The following is an 18,851-nucleotide window of genomic DNA, read 5'->3' as shown; positions in this document are numbered from 1 at the left end:
CTGAACCGGACTTTCCTCCGTCAGGCGGCCGCTTTGCGCTAACTCGAATCGGCACGCCTTTGCGTGGAACTCGCAACCTGATCGGGCTCATGTGGCCGCTCACCCGCTGGGGCAGCCGCAGCGGGCTGCGGCTGCGAGCCGCCAGCAAGCTTATGCGCACGTTCCCGGAGCGATTGAAAGACCACATAGAGGGCCGGGATGATGAAGATCCCGACGAGGGCGGCCACCAGCATGCCGCCTGCAACACCCGTGCCGACCGCCCGGCGGCTGAGCATGCCAGCCCCCTGCGCGATAACCAGCGGGATCAATCCGGCGATGAAGGCGAAGCTGGTCATCATCACTGCCCGGAAGCGGGTCCGGGCGCCCTGAATGGCCGCATCGACGATGCCTGCACCTTTCTCCCGCTGGAACTTGGCAAATTCGACGATCAGGATCGCATTCTTGGAGGCCAGCGCAATCAAGACCACAAGCCCGATCTGGGCGTAGATGTCGAATGACAGACCCGCAATCAACACTGAAAGAAGAGCGCCTGCGACACCGACCGCCACCGAAAGCAGAACCGGGATCGGAATCGTCCAGCTTTCATAAAGAGCGACCAGGAAGAGGTAGGCGAAGAGGATGGCGAGCGCCAGGATCACGGTGGTCTGGCCAGCCGCCTCGAGCTCCTGAAGCGCTGTTCCGGTCCACTCGAAGCTGTAGCCTGCCGGAAGCGTCGCTGCCGAAAGCGCTTCCATCGCAGCAAGCGCCTGGCCCGACGAGACGCCGGGGGCCGGCTGGCCATTCAGCGTGATGGAGCGGTAGTTGTTGTAACGCACGATCGATTGCGGGCCTACGATGTAGTCCACGCGCGCCACGGATGCGACGGGGACCATCTCGCCGGAGGCATTGCGGACATGCAGGCGTGGAATGTCGTTGACGGAATCGCGATCTGTCTCGGCAGCCTGTAGATTGACCTTCCAACTGCGGCCGAAGAGGTTGAAGTCATTAACGTAATACGATCCGAGCGTTCCCTGCAGCGTGGCGAACAGATCGCTGACTGACACCCCAAGAGCCTGCAGGCGATCGCGATCGAGATAGAGATAGAGTTGCGGAGAGGTTGCCGAGTAGGTGCTGAAAGTCGGCCCGAGCATCGGGTTCTGGTTCGCCGCCACGATCAGCCCGCCGGCCGTCGCGGCCAGTTCCGTGGGTGGGCGTCCCTGCAGGTCGAGCAGTTGATATTCGAAGCCGGAGCCGCTACCCAGACCGAGGATCGGGGGCAGGTTGAAGGCGAAGACCTGAGCGCCCCTGATTGTCGTGCCCTTGGCCATGGTGGCCGCTATCGCGGAATCGACCGAGGCGGCTGCGCTCTCGCGCTCGGCGAAGGGCTTCATGGTCACTACGGCAAAGCCGCTGTTCGATTTCGCCAGGCCATCGAGAAAGCTGTAGCCCGTGACGCTGATGACGTTCGCGACTCCTTCGATGCCGCCCAGCAATGTTTCGACCTGGCGCACAATCGTGTCGGTCCTGTTGTAGGACGCGCCATCCGGCAGACGGATTTCCACAAAGAAGGCGCCTTGGTCCTCGCTCGGCAGGAAGCCGGTCGGCACGACACGGAACAGCCAACCGCTGGCGCCAATCGCGATCGCCAGCAGCACGAGGCCGACAATGGCTCTGCGAGCGATATGCTCGGCGACATACGCATAGCCGTCGCGGCTGCGGTCAATGCCGCGCGAGATCCACCCAAGAAGGCCCCGTTTCGGTCCGTGGTGCGGTTTGAGGAGGATTGAGCACAAGGCCGGACTGAGCGTCAGGGCATTGATCGCAGAAATCACCATTGACACCGAGACGGCGACCGCAAACTGCTGGAAGAGCTGACCGCTGAGACCCGGAATGAAGGCGACGGGCACGAAGACCGAAAGCAGGACGAGGGTGATCGCAACGATCGCGCCGGTGATTTCGCCCATGGCAAGGCGGGCTGCCTCCGGCGCACGCATGCCAGGATTCTCCTCCATCACCCGCTCGACATTTTCGACGACGACGATTGCGTCGTCGACAACGATTCCGATAGCGAGTACCAGCGCCAGCAGCGACACGGTATTCAGCGAAAAGCCCATCGCCAGTATGACCGCAAAGGTGCCGATAAGGGCTACCGGAACGGCGACCAGCGGTATCAGCGTCGCACGGACGCTGCCCAGAAAGAGAAATACGACGACGATGACGAGCACGAACGCCTCGATCAGCGTATGGGCGACGTTCTCCACACTCGCCTCGACGAATTCGGAGGTGTCATAGGAAATCTTGTAGGTGAGACCCTCCGGAAAGGCGCGGGAGAGGCGCTCCATCGCCGCCCTGACACCCTCTGCTGCGGAAAGCGCATTTGCGCCGGGAGCCTGATACGTCCCGATCATGGCGACCGGCCTGCCGTTGAAGCGCGCGCTGGAATCCGAACTCGCTGCTCCGAGCTCAACCTTGGCAACATCGCGAATGCGAACATAGGAGCCGTCGGGCTGTGCTCGCAAGACGACGTTTCCGAACTCTGCGGGATCGGTCAGCCGCCCCTGGGTCTGCAGGTTGAGCTGGAACAGCGGGTCGTTCGTCATCGGCTGGGCGCCGATACGGCCGATGGCGGCCTGGACGTTCTGCGCCCGTAAGGCGTTGATCACATCCGTTGGCGTCATCTCGAGGCTAGTGAGGCGATCGACGTCGAGGACCACGCGCATCGAATAGTCCTGGGCCCCGAACATCGATGCATCGCCGACACCTGGCACCCGCTTGAGCGTATCCATTATGTTGATGGTCGCGTAGTTCGAAAGAAACAGCGAATCGAAGCTGTCGTTCTCGCCATAGATGGCGATCACCTGCATCAGGGCGGAGGATTTCTTGCGGACGCTGACGCCGGTCTGCTTGACCTCGGATGGCAGGCCGGCTTCGGCGAGCGACACGCGGTTCTGGACGTTGACAGTGGCGATATCCGGATCCGTCCCGACGGCAAAGCTGACCGTCAGGTTGTAGGATCCGTCAGCGCCGCTCGTGGATTTCATGTAAAGCATGTCGTCAACGCCGACGACCTTGCTTTCGATCGGCTGAGCGACGGTCGCTTCGACCACTTCGGCGCCGGCGCCGGGATAGTTAGCCGTGACACTGACCTGCGGCGGGACGATATCGGGAAACTGGGCGATCGGCAGTCTTGTCAGCGCAATCAGGCCGGCGAGCGTCAGCACGATGGAAATGACGGCGGCAAATCGCGGGCGATCGATGAAGATTGCGGAGATCATGGCTTAGCCGTCTGCGGCAGGTGCAGCATCGACGACCATGCCGGGTCGTACCTTGCCGACGCCATCTGTTATAACGCGCTCGTCTTCCTTCAGACCTTTTGCGATCACCGACTGGCCGCCCGTAGAGCGAGCGACTTCGATGCGACGAAGTTCAACCTTGGAATCCGCCCCGACGACCATCACGAAGGCGCCTTGCTGATCGCGTTGTACAGCCTCCTGCGGTATGGCCAGCACATCCTGCCTGTCCAGCTGTTCGAACGTGACCCTGACGAGCGTGCCATCGAGCAGGAGTTTATCCGGATTGGCGAATTCGGCGCGCACCAGGATCGTATCGGTACCCTGCGCCACGTCGCTGGAGACGAAATTGATCTCCCCTTTCGACGGATATATCGTTCCGTTCGGCAGAGTTATCCCGACATTGCCGCCCGGAGGGGCCTCTCCCCTCAGCACGCGCTCGCGATAGGTAAGAAAAAGCGAGGTCGCGACTGGGAAATTGACATAGATAGGATCCAGCCGCGTCAGAGTGGCGAGCGAACCGGAATCGGGACCGACGAGAGCCCCGACATCTACAGCGCTCAAGCCGATGATCCCGTCGAAGGGCGCAACGATCTTCGTGTAGGAAAGATTGAGCTCGGCGCTCGCCTTGCTGCCCCTAAGACGGACGAGCTCAGCCTCTGCCTTCTTTACCTGGGCATTTGCAATGTCGAGCTGCGCCTGCGGGATCGTCCTGTTGGCGAAGAGCTGTTGGGAACGACGCTGCTCGATAGCAGCCAGATCCCGCGCTGCTTCGGCAGCCTCGATAGAGCCCTGGATTTCCTGAACAGCGGCCCGATACGTGCCGTCTTCGACCTCATAAAGTACCGTCCCGGCGGAAACAGTTTGCCCCTCTGTGAATTTGACAGCCTCCAGGAAACCGGAGACGCGGGCGCGAATATCGACCTTCTGTATGGCAACGACACGGCCCGTAAAGTCCGTGGTCTCCCGCAGATCCATCATTTTAGCGGGAGCGACGGTCACTGCAGGTGCCTGTTGGGAATAGGCAACGTCAGCCACGAAGATGATGGCAACAAATAGCGCGGATGAAAAGGCGGAAACCAATACACTCGAGACTCGCATGAAACGTTCTCCTGAGCAGACGCTGATGCTGTGTCGAATTTCCCGCCTAGACTATACACCAAAGCGAGCAGTCACAAAGAGACGAATCAGAAGCATAAAGTCCACCGCGGCGGACTTGTGCTTGCCGCGCCTAAAGTATCGCCAAGTCAGTTCGCTCGCTTGCGCTAGCTCATGCAATGATTGTTATAACGGCTACGCCGTTGAGCCCCAGCGGACCGTGCAGGTGAGCATCATGTTGTGCGGGCCTTCGAGTCCGGCTTCGTGACGCTCGATAAGCTCCACCACCGCATCCATGAAAGCGGTATGGTCGAGGCTCAGCGTCGTAAGATCGTTGCAGTCCCATGCGGCCATGGCGATGCCGTCCTGGCCCACGATGGCAATATCGTCGGGCGTGTTCTTGCCGAGGACGCGGCGGGCCGCGTCGCGGGCACCGATCGCCATCACGTCGTTGCCGCAGATGATCGCATCGACCTTGGAGCGATGCAGCAGGAGGACGGCTTCCTTGAACCCTGAATCGTATCCGTAGTCGCCAAAGGCCTCAGCTTCCAGGGAGAGGCCGCGTCTGGCGAGGGCATCGGCGAACCACTTGCGGCGCAGCTTGTCGATCCAGCTGGACTTGGTGCCGGAGAGATAGGCGAAGCGTTTCTTGCCGTCGCGGACGATCTTGTCGATGATTTCGTCGGCGGCCGCCGAGCCGTCAATGCGGATACTGGAGACGTTTTCGTTCTCAAGCGGTTCGAAGGACACGATGATCGGTTTCGTGGTGTGGAAGATATCGACTGCGTCCTGCATCGAGACCATGTCGGAGAAGACGACAACGTGATCGACCTGATAGGTCGAGGCCAGGCGCATCAGTTGCAGCCGGTCGGAGTGATCGCGGCAACAGAGGATGATGGGCAGAAGCTGGCGGGCCTGCAGCCGCTGGACGAGAAGTTGCTGTTCCTCGGCTTCGCAGGGGTTGCCGATCGCATTGACGACGAGCGCGACCAGACGGGAACGCTGGTTGTTCAGGGAACGCGCCAGCGCATTCGGCTGATAACCATGTTCGCGCGCAACTGCCAGGATGCGGTCGCGTGTAGCGCTGCCGATCCTCGAATCCGACGAGAAAGCCCGGGAAATGGTCGCGGAGGACACCCCGGCGAGCTTTGCCAGTTCCTTCGAGGTCATCCGTCGTTTGCTCATTACAGACATTCCACACGCTTACGGCGCGGCAATCCTGACGGGGACGCCGTCTGCCGCTGCCGATTCCTTGATTGCATCCCAGAGCCTAGCGAATCGTAAGCCCATTTCAACCGAACCGGTGTTCTCCATCTTTCCGCCACGTATGGCGAGAAAGCTTTTCATCGGATTGCCGAGAATCTCGGCCTCCTCACGGGCTCCACTCGCGCGGTCTACGCTGATTTCGCGCCAGCCGCCCCAGGCGTCGATGCGAACGATCGCCTTGGAATAGAAGAACGTGATGTATGAGGCGCAGCCCGGAGGACCTTCGCCAGCCGCCGTCAGGGTCGCAAGCGCGCCATTCTTGAGACGCGCCGAGACGGCGGTTGCGATATCGATCCTTTTCCCATGATTGTTCATGTAGGCCGAGACGCTTTCGAAATCGGAGTTGGCGAGCAGGCAAACGGTATTCATCATGTGCGCGCCGGTATCGAACATGAAGCCTCCGCCGGAGATTTCGGGCTGCTGCTTCCAGTGTCCGTCGTAGTTGCTCGACCAGCTTTCCCAGATCATCCCGGAAATCGCGATCAGATCGCCGAATTCGCCGCTCACGGCGCGCTCGCGGGTATCGATGACCAGCGGAGAAAGGCCCCCCTGGAAGGCGGTGACGATCGTCACGCCACTTTTCTTTTGCGCAGCAATCAGCCGCTCGGCTTCGGCGACCGTGGTGACCATCGGTTTTTCGAGGAAGAGGTCGAGACCGGCTTCCGCAACCGCGACCGCCTGTTCGCCGTGGAAGGCGTGCGGAGTCGAGACGTAGACGATATCGAGCTCGTCCCGACAGGTGGAAAGCATGTCCCGATAGTCCTCGAAGCTCCTCGGCGCCGGCGCGCCGGAAGCGACGCAGACGTCAATCAGCCGCTGGCGGGAGGAGGGATTCGTGTCGGCGAGCGCCACGAACTCGAGTTCAGGCATCTTCGCCCAGCTTTCCGCATACTCAGCCGCCTTCAGCCCGGCGCCGATAACGCCAAGCCGCAATTTCTGTGACATGCAAAGGTCCTCCCGATCGAATTGTGTATACGATTACACAACGATGCAGCGAAGGCAATATCAAAAATTATAAAGCAAAATCAAATGTATAATGCATGGGCGCAGTGCTTCTTAATATCCATCTTGTCTTAACTGCGAATGCGTGTACATTTTTGCGCACGGTGCTGGAGGGCGCCGTGTACCAAAAGGGAGGACTTCCGTTGAAGAAGACGGTCATTGGTGGCCTCTGCGCCATTTTGCTCAGCGCCGTTTCGACGCTGGCGCATGCCGAGACAATCCGAATTGCCAACCACGGCCAAGCCGGCATCGACGCCATGAAGTCGACCGTCGAGCGCATCGAAAAGAAGTATGGGGTGACCGTCGAGGTCATCGAATATCCCGCGCCGGACAAGGACTACCTGACCAAGCTGCTAACGGAACTCGGGGCCGGGAATGCTCCAGACCTCTTCTCGATTCCGACGACGGCTGCCGTCGCCGACATGGTCGAAGCCGGTTACCTCGCGCCGATCAGCAGCGAGTTCAAGGCCTGGGAAGGCTACGGCTCTCTCTATGATGTCGCAAAGCAGCTCGCCGTCAGCCCGGACCGCGAAACCTATGTGATGCCGTTCATGCTCGGCATTCAGGAGATCTATTACCGCAAGGACGTTCTCGACAAGGCGGGCATCTCCACCGAGCAACCGAAGACCTGGAAGGAGCTTCTTGATCGTGCCGCCGAAATCAAAAAGAAGACCGGCGCCTACGGCCTGCTCTTCCCGGCGGGCGTTTCCTGGGGCAGTGGCGCCTTCGACGAAGGCTTCCAGCACCTGATCGTCGGCTCCAAGACGCCGCAGATCGTCGATGCCGATGGCAAGCTCGACCTCAATGGCGAGGGCGTCAAGGACGTCTTCGACGTCTACAAGCAGCTGATCGACAACGATCTGATGCCGACGCAGCCGCTGCTTGGACCGGAACCGTGGGTCGTGCCGAAGTATCAGATGTTCCCGGCCGGCAAGCTTGCTGCAACCACCTGCGGCTCCTGGTGCTACATCTTTGACTGGGGCCGCGAAAGCAAGAACCCAATTCCGGACGTGACGAAAGTCGTCGGCACCTGGACGGTTCCGGGCCAAAGTGGCAGCCAGTATGTGATTGCCAACCTTGCTGCGCCGTGGGCGGTCAACTCCAAGTCCGCCAATGTCGAACTGGCGAAGAAGGCGCTGATGGAAATCGGCTCGGTAGAGACCCAGGTGTCCTATGCGGCCCGGATCGGCAACATTCCGGCCAGCAAGGACGCTGCGAAGAATGCCGACTTCCAGAAGCTGACCGAGCTGGTTCCTATCCATGCGGCCGCTGAAAACGGCGTGTTTCTGAAGCAGGCTGCCGGCTTCGGCGCGGTTGCCGAAGGCGTTGCCCGAGCAACCGAAGCGCTGCTTCGCAAGGAAACCGATGCGGCCGGCGCCCAGAAGATCCTGGTCGACTACGTCAAGGAAACGCTCGGCGACGACATGGTCAAATAGGCTGTCCTTCCGCTTATTCCGGGGACGCGGCTGAGCCGCCGCGTCTTCCAGTCCATTCCGACGGAGTTGTAGGCTTCCATGGTCCGAAACGTCCACGAAAAGCGCGCCGAGCGGCAGCTTCTCCTGATCCTGCTGCCATCGCTGGCGCTGCTTCTGGCCTTCGTGATCTACCCTGCGCTTTACTCCGTCTATCTGAGCTTCACCAATGAAGCGCTAACCGGCGCCGCAGCACTTCGGCCGCGCTTCGTCGGGATCCGCAACTATGCGCGGCTTCTGAACGACGCGAAGTTCTGGAACTCCCTGCTCGTCACCTTTTTCTTCGTGCTGGGCTCGGCGGTCATCGGCCAGTTCGTCCTCGGTCTGATCTCTGCGATCGCGCTTCGCCGGAACATCCGCTTCCGGCAGATATTCTCCTCGATCATCCTTTTGCCGAACGCAGCGCCGGAAGTCGTTGCCGGCTTCATGTGGATTTCCATGCTGGCGGGCGGCGAGCAAGCAACACTCAGCCGGATCGTCAGCTTTTTCGGCGTCACGCCGGCCGACTGGCTGCAGGTCTTTCCGCTGTCGATGATCATCATCGTCAACACCTGGCGCGGCATTGCCACCGCCATGATCCTGCTGACGGCGGGCCTCAGCACCATTCCAACCGAAATCTACGAGGCTGCCCGCATAGATGGAGCGACCCCGTCGCAAATGTTTCGCCGCATCACCCTGCCGCTGATGATGCCGACGATCCTTCTCTACATGCTGATCTCTGCGGTCTCGACGATTGCCGTCTTCGGTCTCGTCTATGCGCTCACGCGCGGCGGGCCGGGCGGTGCGACGGAGCTCGTCAGCATCTACATCTACAACCAATCCTTTACGGCATTCCAGCTCGGTTACGGCGCGGCGGTGGCCGTCGTCGCCCTGCTGATTTCGCTGGTCCTCGGCATCGGCTATGTCCGGGCCATGAAAGTGGACGTCTGACATGGCAGCAATTTCTCCCGCCGAGAACGCGAACAAGACCCGCTCCGATCTGCTTGCTTACGCAACGCTGTCGCTGATCTCGATCTTCTGCGCCGTGCCTTTCTTCTGGGTGCTGCTTGCCTCCTTCGACGGAAATGCGCAGCTTTTCCTGCGCTGGCCGGAGCAGTGGTCGTTTGCCAACTATATGCGCGTCTTCACCAAGGAGGACGGCGCGAAATGGCTATTCAATTCGCTCTTCGTGGTCGGCAGCGCGACGGTATTGGTCATGGTGCTGGCGGGGCTCGGCGGCTATGCGCTGTCGCGGACCCGGGCCTGGTGGAAGCTGCCGTTCCTCTATGCGATCCTGCTGATCCGCGTGCTGCCGCCGACGGCGCTCGTCGTGCCGCTCTACAAGTTCCTGTTGACGCTGAACAATGCCGAAGGGGCTGTGCTTCGCCCGATCTTCGGCGAGTATGCCCGGCCGATCATGCGCTGGACCGGCTTCATCGATGGCTATCTCGGCCTGATCCTCGTGCTTGCGACCATGCAATTGCCGCTGGCGCTCTGGATCATGAAGACCTTCTTCGACGGGCTGCCACGGGACTATGAAGAAGCCGCCGTGATGGACGGGGCAACACTCGTGCAGCGCATCCGCCGGGTGCTCATTCCGCTGGCGCTGCCCGGACTGGCGGCCGCGGGACTGTTTGCCTTCATGTCGGCCTGGGGCGACTTCCTGCTGCCTTTGATATTCCTGTCGTCGCCGGAGTTGCAAACACTGCCGCTCGGCCTTTTCCGTGCCTTCCTGCGTATCAACGAGATCGATTACGGCCTGCTTGCGGCACTCGCCTTCATCTACCTCATGCCCGCCGTGGTCGCCTTCGGCTTCGCGCGACGCTTCCTCGTGCAGACCTTCGCGGGCGGCGTCAAAGGCTGATTTCCGGAAAGAGTTTCAAAGATGATCAATCTCAAGAACGTTCGCAAATTCTACGGTGCGCTGGAAGTCATCAAGGGCGTGGATATCACCGTGGAGGATGGTGAATTCGCCGTATTCGTCGGGCCTTCCGGCTGTGGTAAATCGACATTGCTGCGGATGATCGCCGGCCTCGAGGGCATCGACGACGGCGACTTGATCCTCAACGGCCAGCGCATCAACGACGTCCCGCCGGACAAACGCGGGATCGCCATGGTGTTCCAGTCCTACGCGCTCTACCCCCACATGACGGTGGCGGAGAATATCGGTTTTTCCCTGAGCCTGAAGAAAGTCCCGGAAGCGGAGATTCGTCGCCAGGTCGAAAGCGTCGCAGAGATCCTGCAGTTGACCGACTATCTCAATCGCCGGCCCGCGGCACTTTCCGGCGGACAGCGGCAACGTGTGGCGATCGGCCGTGCCATCATCAAGAAGCCGTCGCTGATCCTCTTCGACGAGCCGTTGTCAAACCTCGACTCCGCACTAAGGGTGCAGATGCGCGCCGAACTGCAGCGCCTGCACCGGGAACTCAAGGCGACCGTCGTCTATGTTACTCATGACCAGGTCGAGGCGATGACCATGGCGGACCGGATCGTCGTGCTGAACAAGGGCGTCGTTGCGCAGCAGGGCGCGCCGATGACGCTCTATCACCGGCCGGAAAACGAGTTCGTCGCGACCTTCATCGGCTCGCCCAAGATGAACATCATCCCGGTGACGGTCACCCGCCCGCAAGCCGGGCTGCTGCATGCCCAAAGCCCGATCGGGCTTTCGCTCGATCTGCCGGATAAAGGAAGCTCCGTGCCGCAAGGGGAGGCGAGGCTCGGCATCCGGCCGGAACATCTGAAGATCACGCCGGAGGGCCGGGGCAACTTTTCCGCCGAGGTCGTGATCGTCGAGCGGCTCGGCGTTGAAACCTACATGACGGTCGGCTCGCAGGCGCAGCCGATCGTGGTGCGCGCCGAGGGCGACATCGCTCTGCGGCCAGGTGACCGCGTTTCGCTCGCGGCCGACCCTTCGGCCTGCCATTTGTTCGACACCGCCGGGCGGGTCATTCGCCCTGCTCAAGCTTCATAAGATAGAGGACATCATGACAATCAAGGTCACCATCTGGAACGAGGGACGCCACGAACAACTGCACAAGGAAGTGCAGGAGATTTATCCGGACCGCATCGACGGAGCGATCGCCGCCGGCATCCAGCATCCCGATTTCGAGATCCGCCGCGGTACGTTGGACGATCCCGATGAAGGCCTGCCGGATTCAGTGCTTAATGACACCGACGTGTTGCTCTGGTGGGGTCACATGGCGCATGAGGAGGTCAGTGACGGGCTGATCGACCGTGTGCAACAGCGAGTGCTGAAGGGCATGGGGCTGTTGGTGCTGCATTCCGGCCACCACTCCAAGCTCTTCCGGCGCCTGATGGGAACGAATGCCAATCTCTCCTGGCGCGAGACGCCGGATGGTGATCTCGAGCGGGTCTGGGTCGTCAACCCCGCGCATCCGATCGCCGAGGGCCTGCCGCCTTATTTCGAGGTCAATGCCTCGGAAATGTACGGCGAACCCTTCGACATTCCGCAGCCGGACGAGCTCGTCTTCATCTCCTGGTATTCGGGCGGCGAAGTATTCAGGAGCGGCTGCACCTTCCAGCGCGGCCGCGGGCGCATCTTCTTCTTCAGTCCCGGTCACGAGACCTATCCGATCTATCACGACAAGAACGTGCACAAGGTCATTTCGAACGGCATCCGCTGGGCGAAGCAGACGCATACCGACGGCCGTATCCTTGAAAACTGGCACCGGGCCCAACCGCTCCACAGCCGTCCGGACAAGCGAGTCTGATCGCGCGCGGGGCTGGCTTTTGACAGCTTAGGCATCCTCCGCGTCGAACGAATTGCGGCCGGGACAACGAAAAGGCGGTTTGTCCCGGCGCTTCTCACCGCGGAAGCAATTCAGTCAGCTGCGAGTCGTGGAACCATCAAATGCGGATGGGACATCACGCAGATTTACGGGCGGAAGCCCGCGTTGGCGATATCAGCTCCATTGCCCCTGCCACCAGACGCTCGACACGTGCAGCATCCGGTGTTTCGCCGAAAAGGATGCGGTACATGATAGGAGAGACAACGCGGTCTAAGACCGCCTCGACATCCGGAAACGCTTCGCCGCGCTCCCTGGCACGCTGCACGACCACCTCGATCTGCTGCTTAGTGAAATTGCGGCATTGAAAGGCGCCGCTGCCGTCTTGCGAACATAGCACGTCGCGTATCATCTCCCGGCCGGGGTTCGAGGACATTTCCTCGGCATATTGCTCGGCCCACGCCTGCAGGTCGCCGCGGCAGCTACCCGTATCGACCGGCTGCATGTCGGGGCGCAGCCGCTCGACGGCGACGTCGGAAAGCAGTTCCTGAAGATCGCCCCAACGGCGATAGATGGTCGACGGCGTTACCCCCGCTTCAGCCGCGATGATCGGAATTGTCAGGTCCGCGCGATCCATCTTCGCAAGGAGATCCTGTACGGCCTTGTGAACCGATGCCTGGACCCTGGCGCTTCTGCCGCCCGGACGGAGACCTTCCCTGCCTGCCATTTTCCTATCCTGGCCCTTCCTTCGGTGATGGTTCAGAAATTTTCATGAAGCCATAAACGCAAATTATTTGCTTTTAGCCGCGCGTTCGCTTACATCGCCTAAACGCAACGATTTAGCTTTTGAGGGTTATATATGTTCTCCTCCCGCGAATCCAGAGAGTCCGGAGCTGCCGCAAAGAACCCAATCGCTTTCCATGCCGTCACGCTCGCAACCTTCTTCGGCGCATCCGCGGCGCCGACGCCGCTTTATCGTATCTACCAGGAGAACTTCGCCGCCTCGCCGGTGATCATGACAGTTGTTTTTGCGGTCTATGCCTTCGCACTCCTGACGGCATTGCTGATTGCCGGTTCGATTTCCGATCATCTCGGCCGCAAGCCGGTGATTTTCGGTGCGCTGCTTCTCGAAGTCGCAGCCATGGCGCTTTTCGTCGTTGCGGATGGCCCCAACTGGCTGATCGCGGCGCGCATCGTTCAAGGCCTTGCGACCGGCATAGCCGGCGCCTCGATTGGCGCAGCACTTGTCGACGTCGACCGCGCCAAGGGCCAGCTCGTGAACTCGCTCGCACCGTTGACGGGAATGGCGTTCGGCGCAATCGGCACCAGCGCGCTCATTCAATACGGCCCTTTCCCGCTTCACCTCATCTATGGCTTGCTCCTGCTTGGCTTTGCGGCGCAGGCGGCGGCGATATGGATGACGCCGGAAACGGGCGGCAGACGCACGGGTGCACTGGCCTCCCTCATGCCGCGGCTCAGCATTCCGCCCCAGGTCAAGCGGCCACTTGCGCTCGCCACGCCAGTCAATATCGCCAACTGGGCACTTGGCGGCTTTTATCTGTCACTGGTGCCCTCGCTTGTGGCCTCGACCACCGGCAGCCGGGCGCCGCTGACCGGAGGAGCGGTCGTGGCCGCGCTGATGGCTGCCGGCTCTTTCAGCGTCTTCCTGCGCCGTGCACGCAGTCCGCGGGCAAACGTGACCTTCGGCGTTTCGGCCACGACGGTCGGCTTCCTCACCGTCGTCGCCGGGACCCACCTCGCCAACGTGCCGGTCCTGATCATCGGGACACTGGTCACCGGGATGGGGTTCGGTACGAGCTTCCTCGGGACTGTCGGATCGATCATGCCGCTTGCCAAAGCGGATGAGCGCGCCGGGCTGCTGTCGGCCTTCTACGTCCAGAGCTACCTCGCCTTCAGCCTACCCGCCATTCTTGCCGGGTTTCTTGCAAAGACGCTCGGTTACCAGCTGACGACCGACATCTATGCGGCCGCCATCATCGCCACCGGCCTCACGGGGCTCATGGCAAGCCGCGCGCGCCCAGAAAGGGCGACGACTGCTGCCCAAGAGAGCTGATCTCCGAACAGCTCAGGCCTTTACATCGAGAAAAGCAATCGGGCCGCCAGGGACGCTGTCATCGAAGACGGCGCAAGATAGCTTGCCACCGAAGACGCAAGCGCTGTCGACGTTGGTGCGGTTTCCGACCGTGAGAGGGTTCTGGTGCGAAGGCGTATGACCGTGACAGAGATGCTTACCCCAGTAAGTGCTGGAATAGTCATCTGGCACTCGGGTCCACAATAGATCTTTGGGGGTCTGGTCTTCGAGATATGCGCCCTCCCGGACGCCGGCGTGAACGAATATCCGATGCTCATCCATGTGCATGAGCGGAAGGCTGTGCGCCCATTCCAGATGCCACTCGGGGATTTCGTTTTCATACGACTGGATAGTCTTGAGCCCTCCGTTTGCGAGCCACCATGACTGATCGCATTGCCCAGCATGCACACCAACCATCATATCTTCGTGGTTGCCTTTAAGCGCTATCCATTTCCAGCTGGAGGATGGCGGGCCGGAAATCAGCCTTTCGACGACGGATCGACTGTCCGGTCCGCGGTCGACATAGTCTCCCAGGAAGACGACGGTGCCACCCGAAGCGTAGGCCGCGATGTTAGCGAGCAGGCGCTTCAGTGGATCAATGCAGCCATGAATATCGCCTATTGCGAACGTGTAGCTCACGCGGCCCCTCTCTTCGGCGCATCGGATACGTTTCCCATTAAGACGATTGGCTTCGAGACTGGGAACAGCGAATCACCGGTGCGACTTGCCTCGATCTTATTCTCATCGAGGCAATAGTCGCTATCGAATTACTTAAGGAAGTGCTTATTCACGGCTTTAAGCTTCGCGTCCAGTTCCAAACGCGACCGGCGCGCTGCCAGGGGCGGTAAGGGCACTGGTTTCCGATCGGCGGTGTCACTGACAAGGGTAGCCAGCGAAAGAGGTGTGGCTCCAATCCGTTCGCGGGGCAGGGGAGTTGCTCTCTATCCCACCGTGCCGTCGACGATGACCACCGGCTTGCCTTCGCTGCAGCATTCGATGCGAGCGATGACGTTGTAGACTTCGCGCAGCATATCCGGTGTGATGACATCCTCGGTCGGGCCGCTTGCAATCAAACCGCCGCCGGCGATCACCATCGTCTGGGTACAGTAGCGAAGCGCATGATTGAGATCGTGGAGAGCGATCAAAACAGCCATGCCGTCGGCTGCAGCGAGTTTTCTCATGAACTCCAGCACCTCGATCTGCCGGAAAAGATCAAGCGCCGACGTCGGTTCGTCCATTAGGAGCACTTCGGGCTTGCGGACCAAGGCCTGGGCAATCGCCACCAATTGCCGCTGCCCGCCCGAAAGCGCGCCGAGATCGCGGAAGGAAAGATCTGAAATACGCAGCGCCGAAAGAACCCGGTCGATCTCCGTCAGCTCGCGATCGGCGACCCGCCAGCCGGAGTCCTGCTTGGCGGCAAGCAATACCGACTCATAGACGGTCAAAACCGCGTTGGCACCGGTATCCTGCGGCATGTAACAGATCGACCTGTGGCCATCTCTGGCTGCCTCGACATGGACAACGCCCGGCCCGGAAAGCAGGCCGGCTATCCGCTTGAACAAGGTCGACTTGCCGGCGGCATTTGGGCCGATCACGGCGGTCAATTCGCCGCCGCGCAGCACATCGGTCGAGATGCCGTTGAATACCTGCGTGCGGCCGTAGCGCGCGCCGACCCCCTCCAGTCTGAGCGCTACCATGCCCGCCTCCGGTTGGTGAAGATAAGGGAGAAGAAGAAGGGAACGCCCACGAGTGCGGTAATGACACCGATCGGCAGGATCGCTCCGGGAATCAAGGTCTTCGATACAACGGAGGTGACCGAGAGCAACAGCGCGCCGCAGATAACCGATCCGGGCAGAAAGAAGCGCTGATCCTCGCCGACCAGCATCCGCGCGATGTGCGGCCCGACGAGCCCGACGAAGCCGATCGTCCCGACAAAAGAGACGGGGATCGCCGCCAGCAGACTAACGAGAAGCATGGTTTCGAGCCGCAGTGAACGGACATTGACACCGAGGCTCGCAGCCTTGTCATCGCCGAGGCGAAGTGCCGTCAGCGCCCAGGCGCGGCGGGCAAAGAGCGGTATGCATAAGACGAGGACCGCGCAGGTGACGCCAACCTTCATCCAGGTGGCCTTGGTCAGGCTGCCCATGGTCCAGAAGACGACGGCGGCAAGCGCCTGTTCGGATGCCAGATATTCAAGCAACGACAAAAGCGCGTTGAACGTAAAGACCAGCGCTATCCCGAGCAGCACGATGGTCTCGACGGTGACGCCGCGCAGCGTCGAAACGCCATAAATGAAGAGTGAGGCAAGCATCGCCATCAGAAAGGCGTTTACGGGCACCATGAACTGGATTGCTGCAGGAAAGACGGCAATGCCCGCGACCAGCGCCAGTGCGGCACCGAAGCCGGCGGCTGCGGAAATGCCCAGCGTAAAAGGGCTGGCCAGCGGATTGGCCAGAATGGTCTGCATCTGCGCGCCTGCAAGCGAGAGCGAGGCACCGACCGTCACCGCCATCAGCGCGATCGGCATGCGAATGTCCCAGATCACCACCCGCAACTTGTTTTCGACCGTGTCTGGCGAAACGATCGCCGCGAGAACCTCGCTCAGCGTATATCGCGCCGGGCCAAGGCCCATGTCCACAGCGACGCTCAGGATCAATGTCGCGAGAAGGCCGGACAATATCAGGATCCGGCGAGCCGCCAGGGCGCGGTACTGACCGCGTCCTGGGAGAACTGCCGCGTTTTCGATTGTGACGGCCATCAAGCCGAGCCCCTTTCAAGTGTCACGAGATTTCAAAGGCTCGTATTGAGCGACACGAAATAGCCCGTGCGGTATTCGACCGGCAGGAAGCGCTGATGCAATTCCTTGAAGGTCGCGTCCGGATCGAGGTCTTTGAAGAGGTCAGGGTGCAGCCACTTGGCGATCTGCTGAACCGCCACGAACTGGTACGGATTATTGTAGAACTGATGCCAGATCGCATGGACATTGCCGGTCTTGACCGCCTTGATATCCGTGAAGGCGGGCCGCTGCATCAGTGCCGCGAGCTTCCTGGTGGCCTCGGCCTTGTCAGCACCGGCGCCCAAACCCACCCACTTGCCGCCGGGAACGTAGAGCTCCCAGTTGGCGCCGGTGACGATCACCTGATCGGGATTGGAGGCGATGATCTGCTCCGGGTTCACCGTCCCGAAGGTGCCGGGGATGATGTCCTTGGCCAGGTTTATGCCGCCGGCAAGTTCGACCATCTCGCCGAAGTTCTCGTCGCCGAAGGACATGCAGCAATCGTCGCTATAGCCGCCGGCGCGCTCCATGAAGACCACGGGCTTCTTCAGGCCCGTCGCCTTGGCAATCACGCCGGTGACGCGGGCGAGCTGCTCGTTGCGGAACTTGACGAAATCTTCGGCACGCTCTTCCTTGCCGTAGAGCTTGCCGATGATCCGCATGGAGTCATCGGTATGCTCCATGGCCTTCTCGCGGAAATCGACGTAGACGAGCGGAATGCCTACCTTGGCGAGCTTTTCGATATAGCCGCTTTCCTCGGTCGCCGATTTGGCATCGATGTTCATGATGACGACGTCGGGCTTCAGCGTGACCGCCTGCTCGATGTCGAAGGTGCCGTCCTTCATGCCGCCGAAGCTGGGGATCTTTTCCATCTCCGGGTATTTCTCGAGATAGGCATTATAGCCGTCGAGATCCGCCTTCTTGAAATCGTCCCGCCAGCCGACGATGCGTTTGAAAGGTGCGTCGGTGTCCAGGGTTGCCGCGAAATAGATCTGCCGTCCTTCACCAAGGATAACGCGTTCGACGGGAACGCTGACCTCGACCTCGCGGCCGCTGATATCCTTTATCGTCACCTTCTCGCCGGCTTCCGCTGCACCCGAAAAAAGAGCGAGCGAAAGCGCGGCGGCGGTTGCCACCACACGAACGTTGAACACGTTTACCCCCGTTGAAATGTTTCGGTGTGGATTTATTATTTTATGACTTTTACAGTCAAGTTATTTCTTTTAGAAGCGTTCCAGACACGGTTCTGGAGGGTGTATGCATCAGGTAGCGGCCCAATCAAATTACAGTCTGAAAGACGAGATCAAGGCCTATTGGTCGGTGAGGGCAGAGACCTTCGACACGCAACCGGGTCATGAAATCTTCTCCGAGGCCGAGCGGGCTGCTTGGCATGATCTCATTCTCAGGCATCTTGGAGAAGGCAAGAGCCGCAAGGCGCTGGATCTGGCTTCGGGTACGGGCGTCGTCTCCCATCTTCTGGACGATCTCGGTTTTTCCGTCACCGGCATCGATTGGGCGGAACCAATGCTGGAGCGAGCACGGGCCAAGGCGAAGTCGCGCGGCCAGGCAATCCGTTTCCTCATGGGTGACGCGGAAAATACCATGGAGGCGGACGCCTCTTACGATATCATCACCAATCGCCATCTCGTCTGGACCCTCGTCGACCCCAAGGCGGCTTTCGCCGAATGGCACCGTGTTTTGAAACCCGGCGGCAAGCTGCTGATCATCGACGGCGATTTCGTCAATCCAAGCCTCGTCTCACTCCTCGCGAACCGTCTCGCCGATGCGTTGTCCCGGCTTCGCCGGAGCTCCGCTCGCCCGCATCAGCCGCCCGCCCTTGCCGAAACGCACAAGAGCATCCTTTCGCGGGTCTACTTTTCGAAGGGTGCACGCGCCGAAGCAGTGGCGGCGTTGCTGACGGACGCCGGCTTTTCGACCATAACCATCGACACGAACATGCGGACGATCCACAGAACGCAGAGAGGGAATTTCACCTTCCTGAAGGGCCTGGAAAGGGCTGCGCAGCATCGCTACGCAATCTGTGCGGTGAAGGCGGTGAACTGACGTTATCCGACGGGATGTCAGGGCCGAGAAGCCGGACACGCGAGAAATCAGATCGACTGTCGGGAGAGCCGCGATTCGGCTCTCACA

Annotated in this window: 16 protein-coding genes; 7 read left to right on the top strand and 9 right to left on the bottom strand. The window is 60.6% G+C overall.

Going from position 1 to position 18,851, the window contains the following annotated elements; translation table 11 throughout:
* Positions 1 to 38 precede the first annotated feature (38 nt).
* The 4 genes from ACPYOJ_RS06025 to ACPYOJ_RS06010 form a co-directional block, all read right to left on the bottom strand.
* Positions 39 to 3,254, bottom strand: a complete 3,216-nt coding sequence (locus ACPYOJ_RS06025; protein ID WP_481415433.1) for an efflux RND transporter permease subunit — start codon at positions 3,252 to 3,254, stop codon at positions 39 to 41.
* Between the two features lie 3 nt (positions 3,255 to 3,257).
* Positions 3,258 to 4,370, bottom strand: a complete 1,113-nt coding sequence (locus ACPYOJ_RS06020) for an efflux RND transporter periplasmic adaptor subunit (RefSeq protein ID WP_481415432.1) — start codon at positions 4,368 to 4,370, stop codon at positions 3,258 to 3,260.
* A 192-nt stretch (positions 4,371 to 4,562) separates the two neighbouring features.
* A complete protein-coding gene (locus ACPYOJ_RS06015; RefSeq protein WP_168833077.1) occupies positions 4,563 to 5,561 on the bottom strand; it encodes a LacI family DNA-binding transcriptional regulator in 999 nt (332 codons plus the stop codon).
* A 9-nt stretch (positions 5,562 to 5,570) separates the two neighbouring features.
* A complete protein-coding gene (locus ACPYOJ_RS06010; RefSeq protein ID WP_481415431.1) occupies positions 5,571 to 6,578 on the bottom strand; it encodes a Gfo/Idh/MocA family protein in 1,008 nt (335 codons plus the stop codon).
* A 200-nt stretch (positions 6,579 to 6,778) separates the two neighbouring features.
* Here ACPYOJ_RS06010 and ACPYOJ_RS06005 point away from each other — a divergent pair, with 200 nt between their 5' ends.
* From ACPYOJ_RS06005 to ACPYOJ_RS05985, 5 genes are all read left to right on the top strand, one after another.
* Positions 6,779 to 8,071 carry an ABC transporter substrate-binding protein gene (locus ACPYOJ_RS06005; protein WP_481415430.1) on the top strand — a complete coding sequence of 431 codons (1,293 nt, stop codon included), beginning with the start codon at positions 6,779 to 6,781 and terminating at the stop codon, positions 8,069 to 8,071.
* Positions 8,072 to 8,149: 78 nt separating this feature from the next.
* The gene (locus ACPYOJ_RS06000; protein WP_481415429.1) at positions 8,150 to 9,037 is read left to right on the top strand and encodes a carbohydrate ABC transporter permease; all 888 of its coding nucleotides are present in this window, start codon (positions 8,150 to 8,152) and stop codon (positions 9,035 to 9,037) included.
* A gap of 1 nt (position 9,038) precedes the next feature.
* The gene (locus tag ACPYOJ_RS05995) at positions 9,039 to 9,950 is read left to right on the top strand and encodes a carbohydrate ABC transporter permease (RefSeq protein WP_481415428.1); all 912 of its coding nucleotides are present in this window, start codon (positions 9,039 to 9,041) and stop codon (positions 9,948 to 9,950) included.
* 21 nt (positions 9,951 to 9,971) lie between these two features.
* Positions 9,972 to 11,057, top strand: a complete 1,086-nt coding sequence (locus ACPYOJ_RS05990) for an ABC transporter ATP-binding protein (RefSeq protein WP_481415427.1) — start codon at positions 9,972 to 9,974, stop codon at positions 11,055 to 11,057.
* 13 nt (positions 11,058 to 11,070) lie between these two features.
* Positions 11,071 to 11,817: a ThuA domain-containing protein gene (locus tag ACPYOJ_RS05985; RefSeq protein ID WP_481415426.1), complete on the top strand. Its 747-nt coding sequence runs from the start codon at positions 11,071 to 11,073 to the stop codon at positions 11,815 to 11,817.
* A 154-nt stretch (positions 11,818 to 11,971) separates the two neighbouring features.
* Here ACPYOJ_RS05985 and ACPYOJ_RS05980 read toward each other — a convergent pair whose 3' ends face one another.
* Complete coding sequence (locus ACPYOJ_RS05980; RefSeq protein ID WP_481415425.1) at positions 11,972 to 12,559, bottom strand: TetR/AcrR family transcriptional regulator; 588 nt, start codon at positions 12,557 to 12,559, stop codon at positions 11,972 to 11,974.
* Between the two features lie 132 nt (positions 12,560 to 12,691).
* Between ACPYOJ_RS05980 and ACPYOJ_RS05975 the strand changes: the two genes are divergently transcribed.
* Positions 12,692 to 13,906: an MFS transporter gene (locus tag ACPYOJ_RS05975; protein WP_481415424.1), complete on the top strand. Its 1,215-nt coding sequence runs from the start codon at positions 12,692 to 12,694 to the stop codon at positions 13,904 to 13,906.
* A 12-nt stretch (positions 13,907 to 13,918) separates the two neighbouring features.
* Here ACPYOJ_RS05975 and ACPYOJ_RS05970 read toward each other — a convergent pair whose 3' ends face one another.
* The 4 genes from ACPYOJ_RS05970 to ACPYOJ_RS05955 all read right to left on the bottom strand — a co-directional run bounded on the left by ACPYOJ_RS05970 (position 13,919) and on the right by ACPYOJ_RS05955 (position 17,854).
* Positions 13,919 to 14,563 carry a metallophosphoesterase family protein gene (locus ACPYOJ_RS05970; RefSeq protein WP_168833068.1) on the bottom strand — a complete coding sequence of 215 codons (645 nt, stop codon included), beginning with the start codon at positions 14,561 to 14,563 and terminating at the stop codon, positions 13,919 to 13,921.
* A 302-nt stretch (positions 14,564 to 14,865) separates the two neighbouring features.
* Positions 14,866 to 15,621 (bottom strand): ABC transporter ATP-binding protein, encoded by a 756-nt coding sequence (locus ACPYOJ_RS05965; RefSeq protein WP_481415423.1) that lies wholly within the window; start codon positions 15,619 to 15,621, stop codon positions 14,866 to 14,868.
* Positions 15,615 to 16,682 (bottom strand): FecCD family ABC transporter permease, encoded by a 1,068-nt coding sequence (locus tag ACPYOJ_RS05960; RefSeq protein WP_481415422.1) that lies wholly within the window; start codon positions 16,680 to 16,682, stop codon positions 15,615 to 15,617. The genes ACPYOJ_RS05965 and ACPYOJ_RS05960 overlap by 7 nt, the downstream gene beginning before the upstream one ends.
* Positions 16,683 to 16,714: 32 nt before the next feature.
* Positions 16,715 to 17,854, bottom strand: coding sequence for an ABC transporter substrate-binding protein (locus tag ACPYOJ_RS05955; protein WP_481415421.1), 1,140 nt, complete (start codon positions 17,852 to 17,854; stop codon positions 16,715 to 16,717).
* A gap of 103 nt (positions 17,855 to 17,957) precedes the next feature.
* On the opposite strand from ACPYOJ_RS05955, the gene ACPYOJ_RS05950 reads away from it, so the two are divergent.
* Positions 17,958 to 18,764 carry a class I SAM-dependent methyltransferase gene (locus ACPYOJ_RS05950; protein WP_481415420.1) on the top strand — a complete coding sequence of 269 codons (807 nt, stop codon included), beginning with the start codon at positions 17,958 to 17,960 and terminating at the stop codon, positions 18,762 to 18,764.
* Positions 18,765 to 18,851 lie beyond the last annotated feature (87 nt).

This window comes from Rhizobium sp. SVR5-9E (assembly GCF_056755095.1).
Note: the sequence above shows the minus strand (reverse complement) of the source record. Positions and strands in the feature narration are given on the sequence as shown.

Excerpts from the sequence above, each read along its gene's own strand:
- ACPYOJ_RS06010 (WP_481415431.1), bottom strand. The coding sequence starts at position 6,578 with ATGTCACAGAAATTGCGGCTTGGCGTTATCGGCGCCGGGCTGAAGGCG.
- ACPYOJ_RS05995 (WP_481415428.1), top strand. The coding sequence starts at position 9,039 with ATGGCAGCAATTTCTCCCGCCGAGAACGCGAACAAGACCCGCTCCGAT.
- ACPYOJ_RS05975 (WP_481415424.1), top strand. The coding sequence starts at position 12,692 with ATGTTCTCCTCCCGCGAATCCAGAGAGTCCGGAGCTGCCGCAAAGAAC.
- ACPYOJ_RS06025 (WP_481415433.1), bottom strand. The coding sequence starts at position 3,254 with ATGATCTCCGCAATCTTCATCGATCGCCCGCGATTTGCCGCCGTCATT.
- ACPYOJ_RS06015 (WP_168833077.1), bottom strand. The coding sequence starts at position 5,561 with ATGTCTGTAATGAGCAAACGACGGATGACCTCGAAGGAACTGGCAAAG.
- ACPYOJ_RS06000 (WP_481415429.1), top strand. The coding sequence starts at position 8,150 with ATGGTCCGAAACGTCCACGAAAAGCGCGCCGAGCGGCAGCTTCTCCTG.
- ACPYOJ_RS05990 (WP_481415427.1), top strand. The coding sequence starts at position 9,972 with ATGATCAATCTCAAGAACGTTCGCAAATTCTACGGTGCGCTGGAAGTC.
- ACPYOJ_RS05985 (WP_481415426.1), top strand. The coding sequence starts at position 11,071 with ATGACAATCAAGGTCACCATCTGGAACGAGGGACGCCACGAACAACTG.
- ACPYOJ_RS06020 (WP_481415432.1), bottom strand. The coding sequence starts at position 4,370 with ATGCGAGTCTCGAGTGTATTGGTTTCCGCCTTTTCATCCGCGCTATTT.
- ACPYOJ_RS05980 (WP_481415425.1), bottom strand. The coding sequence starts at position 12,559 with ATGGCAGGCAGGGAAGGTCTCCGTCCGGGCGGCAGAAGCGCCAGGGTC.
- ACPYOJ_RS05950 (WP_481415420.1), top strand. The coding sequence starts at position 17,958 with ATGCATCAGGTAGCGGCCCAATCAAATTACAGTCTGAAAGACGAGATC.
- ACPYOJ_RS05960 (WP_481415422.1), bottom strand. The coding sequence starts at position 16,682 with ATGGCCGTCACAATCGAAAACGCGGCAGTTCTCCCAGGACGCGGTCAG.
- ACPYOJ_RS05965 (WP_481415423.1), bottom strand. The coding sequence starts at position 15,621 with ATGGTAGCGCTCAGACTGGAGGGGGTCGGCGCGCGCTACGGCCGCACG.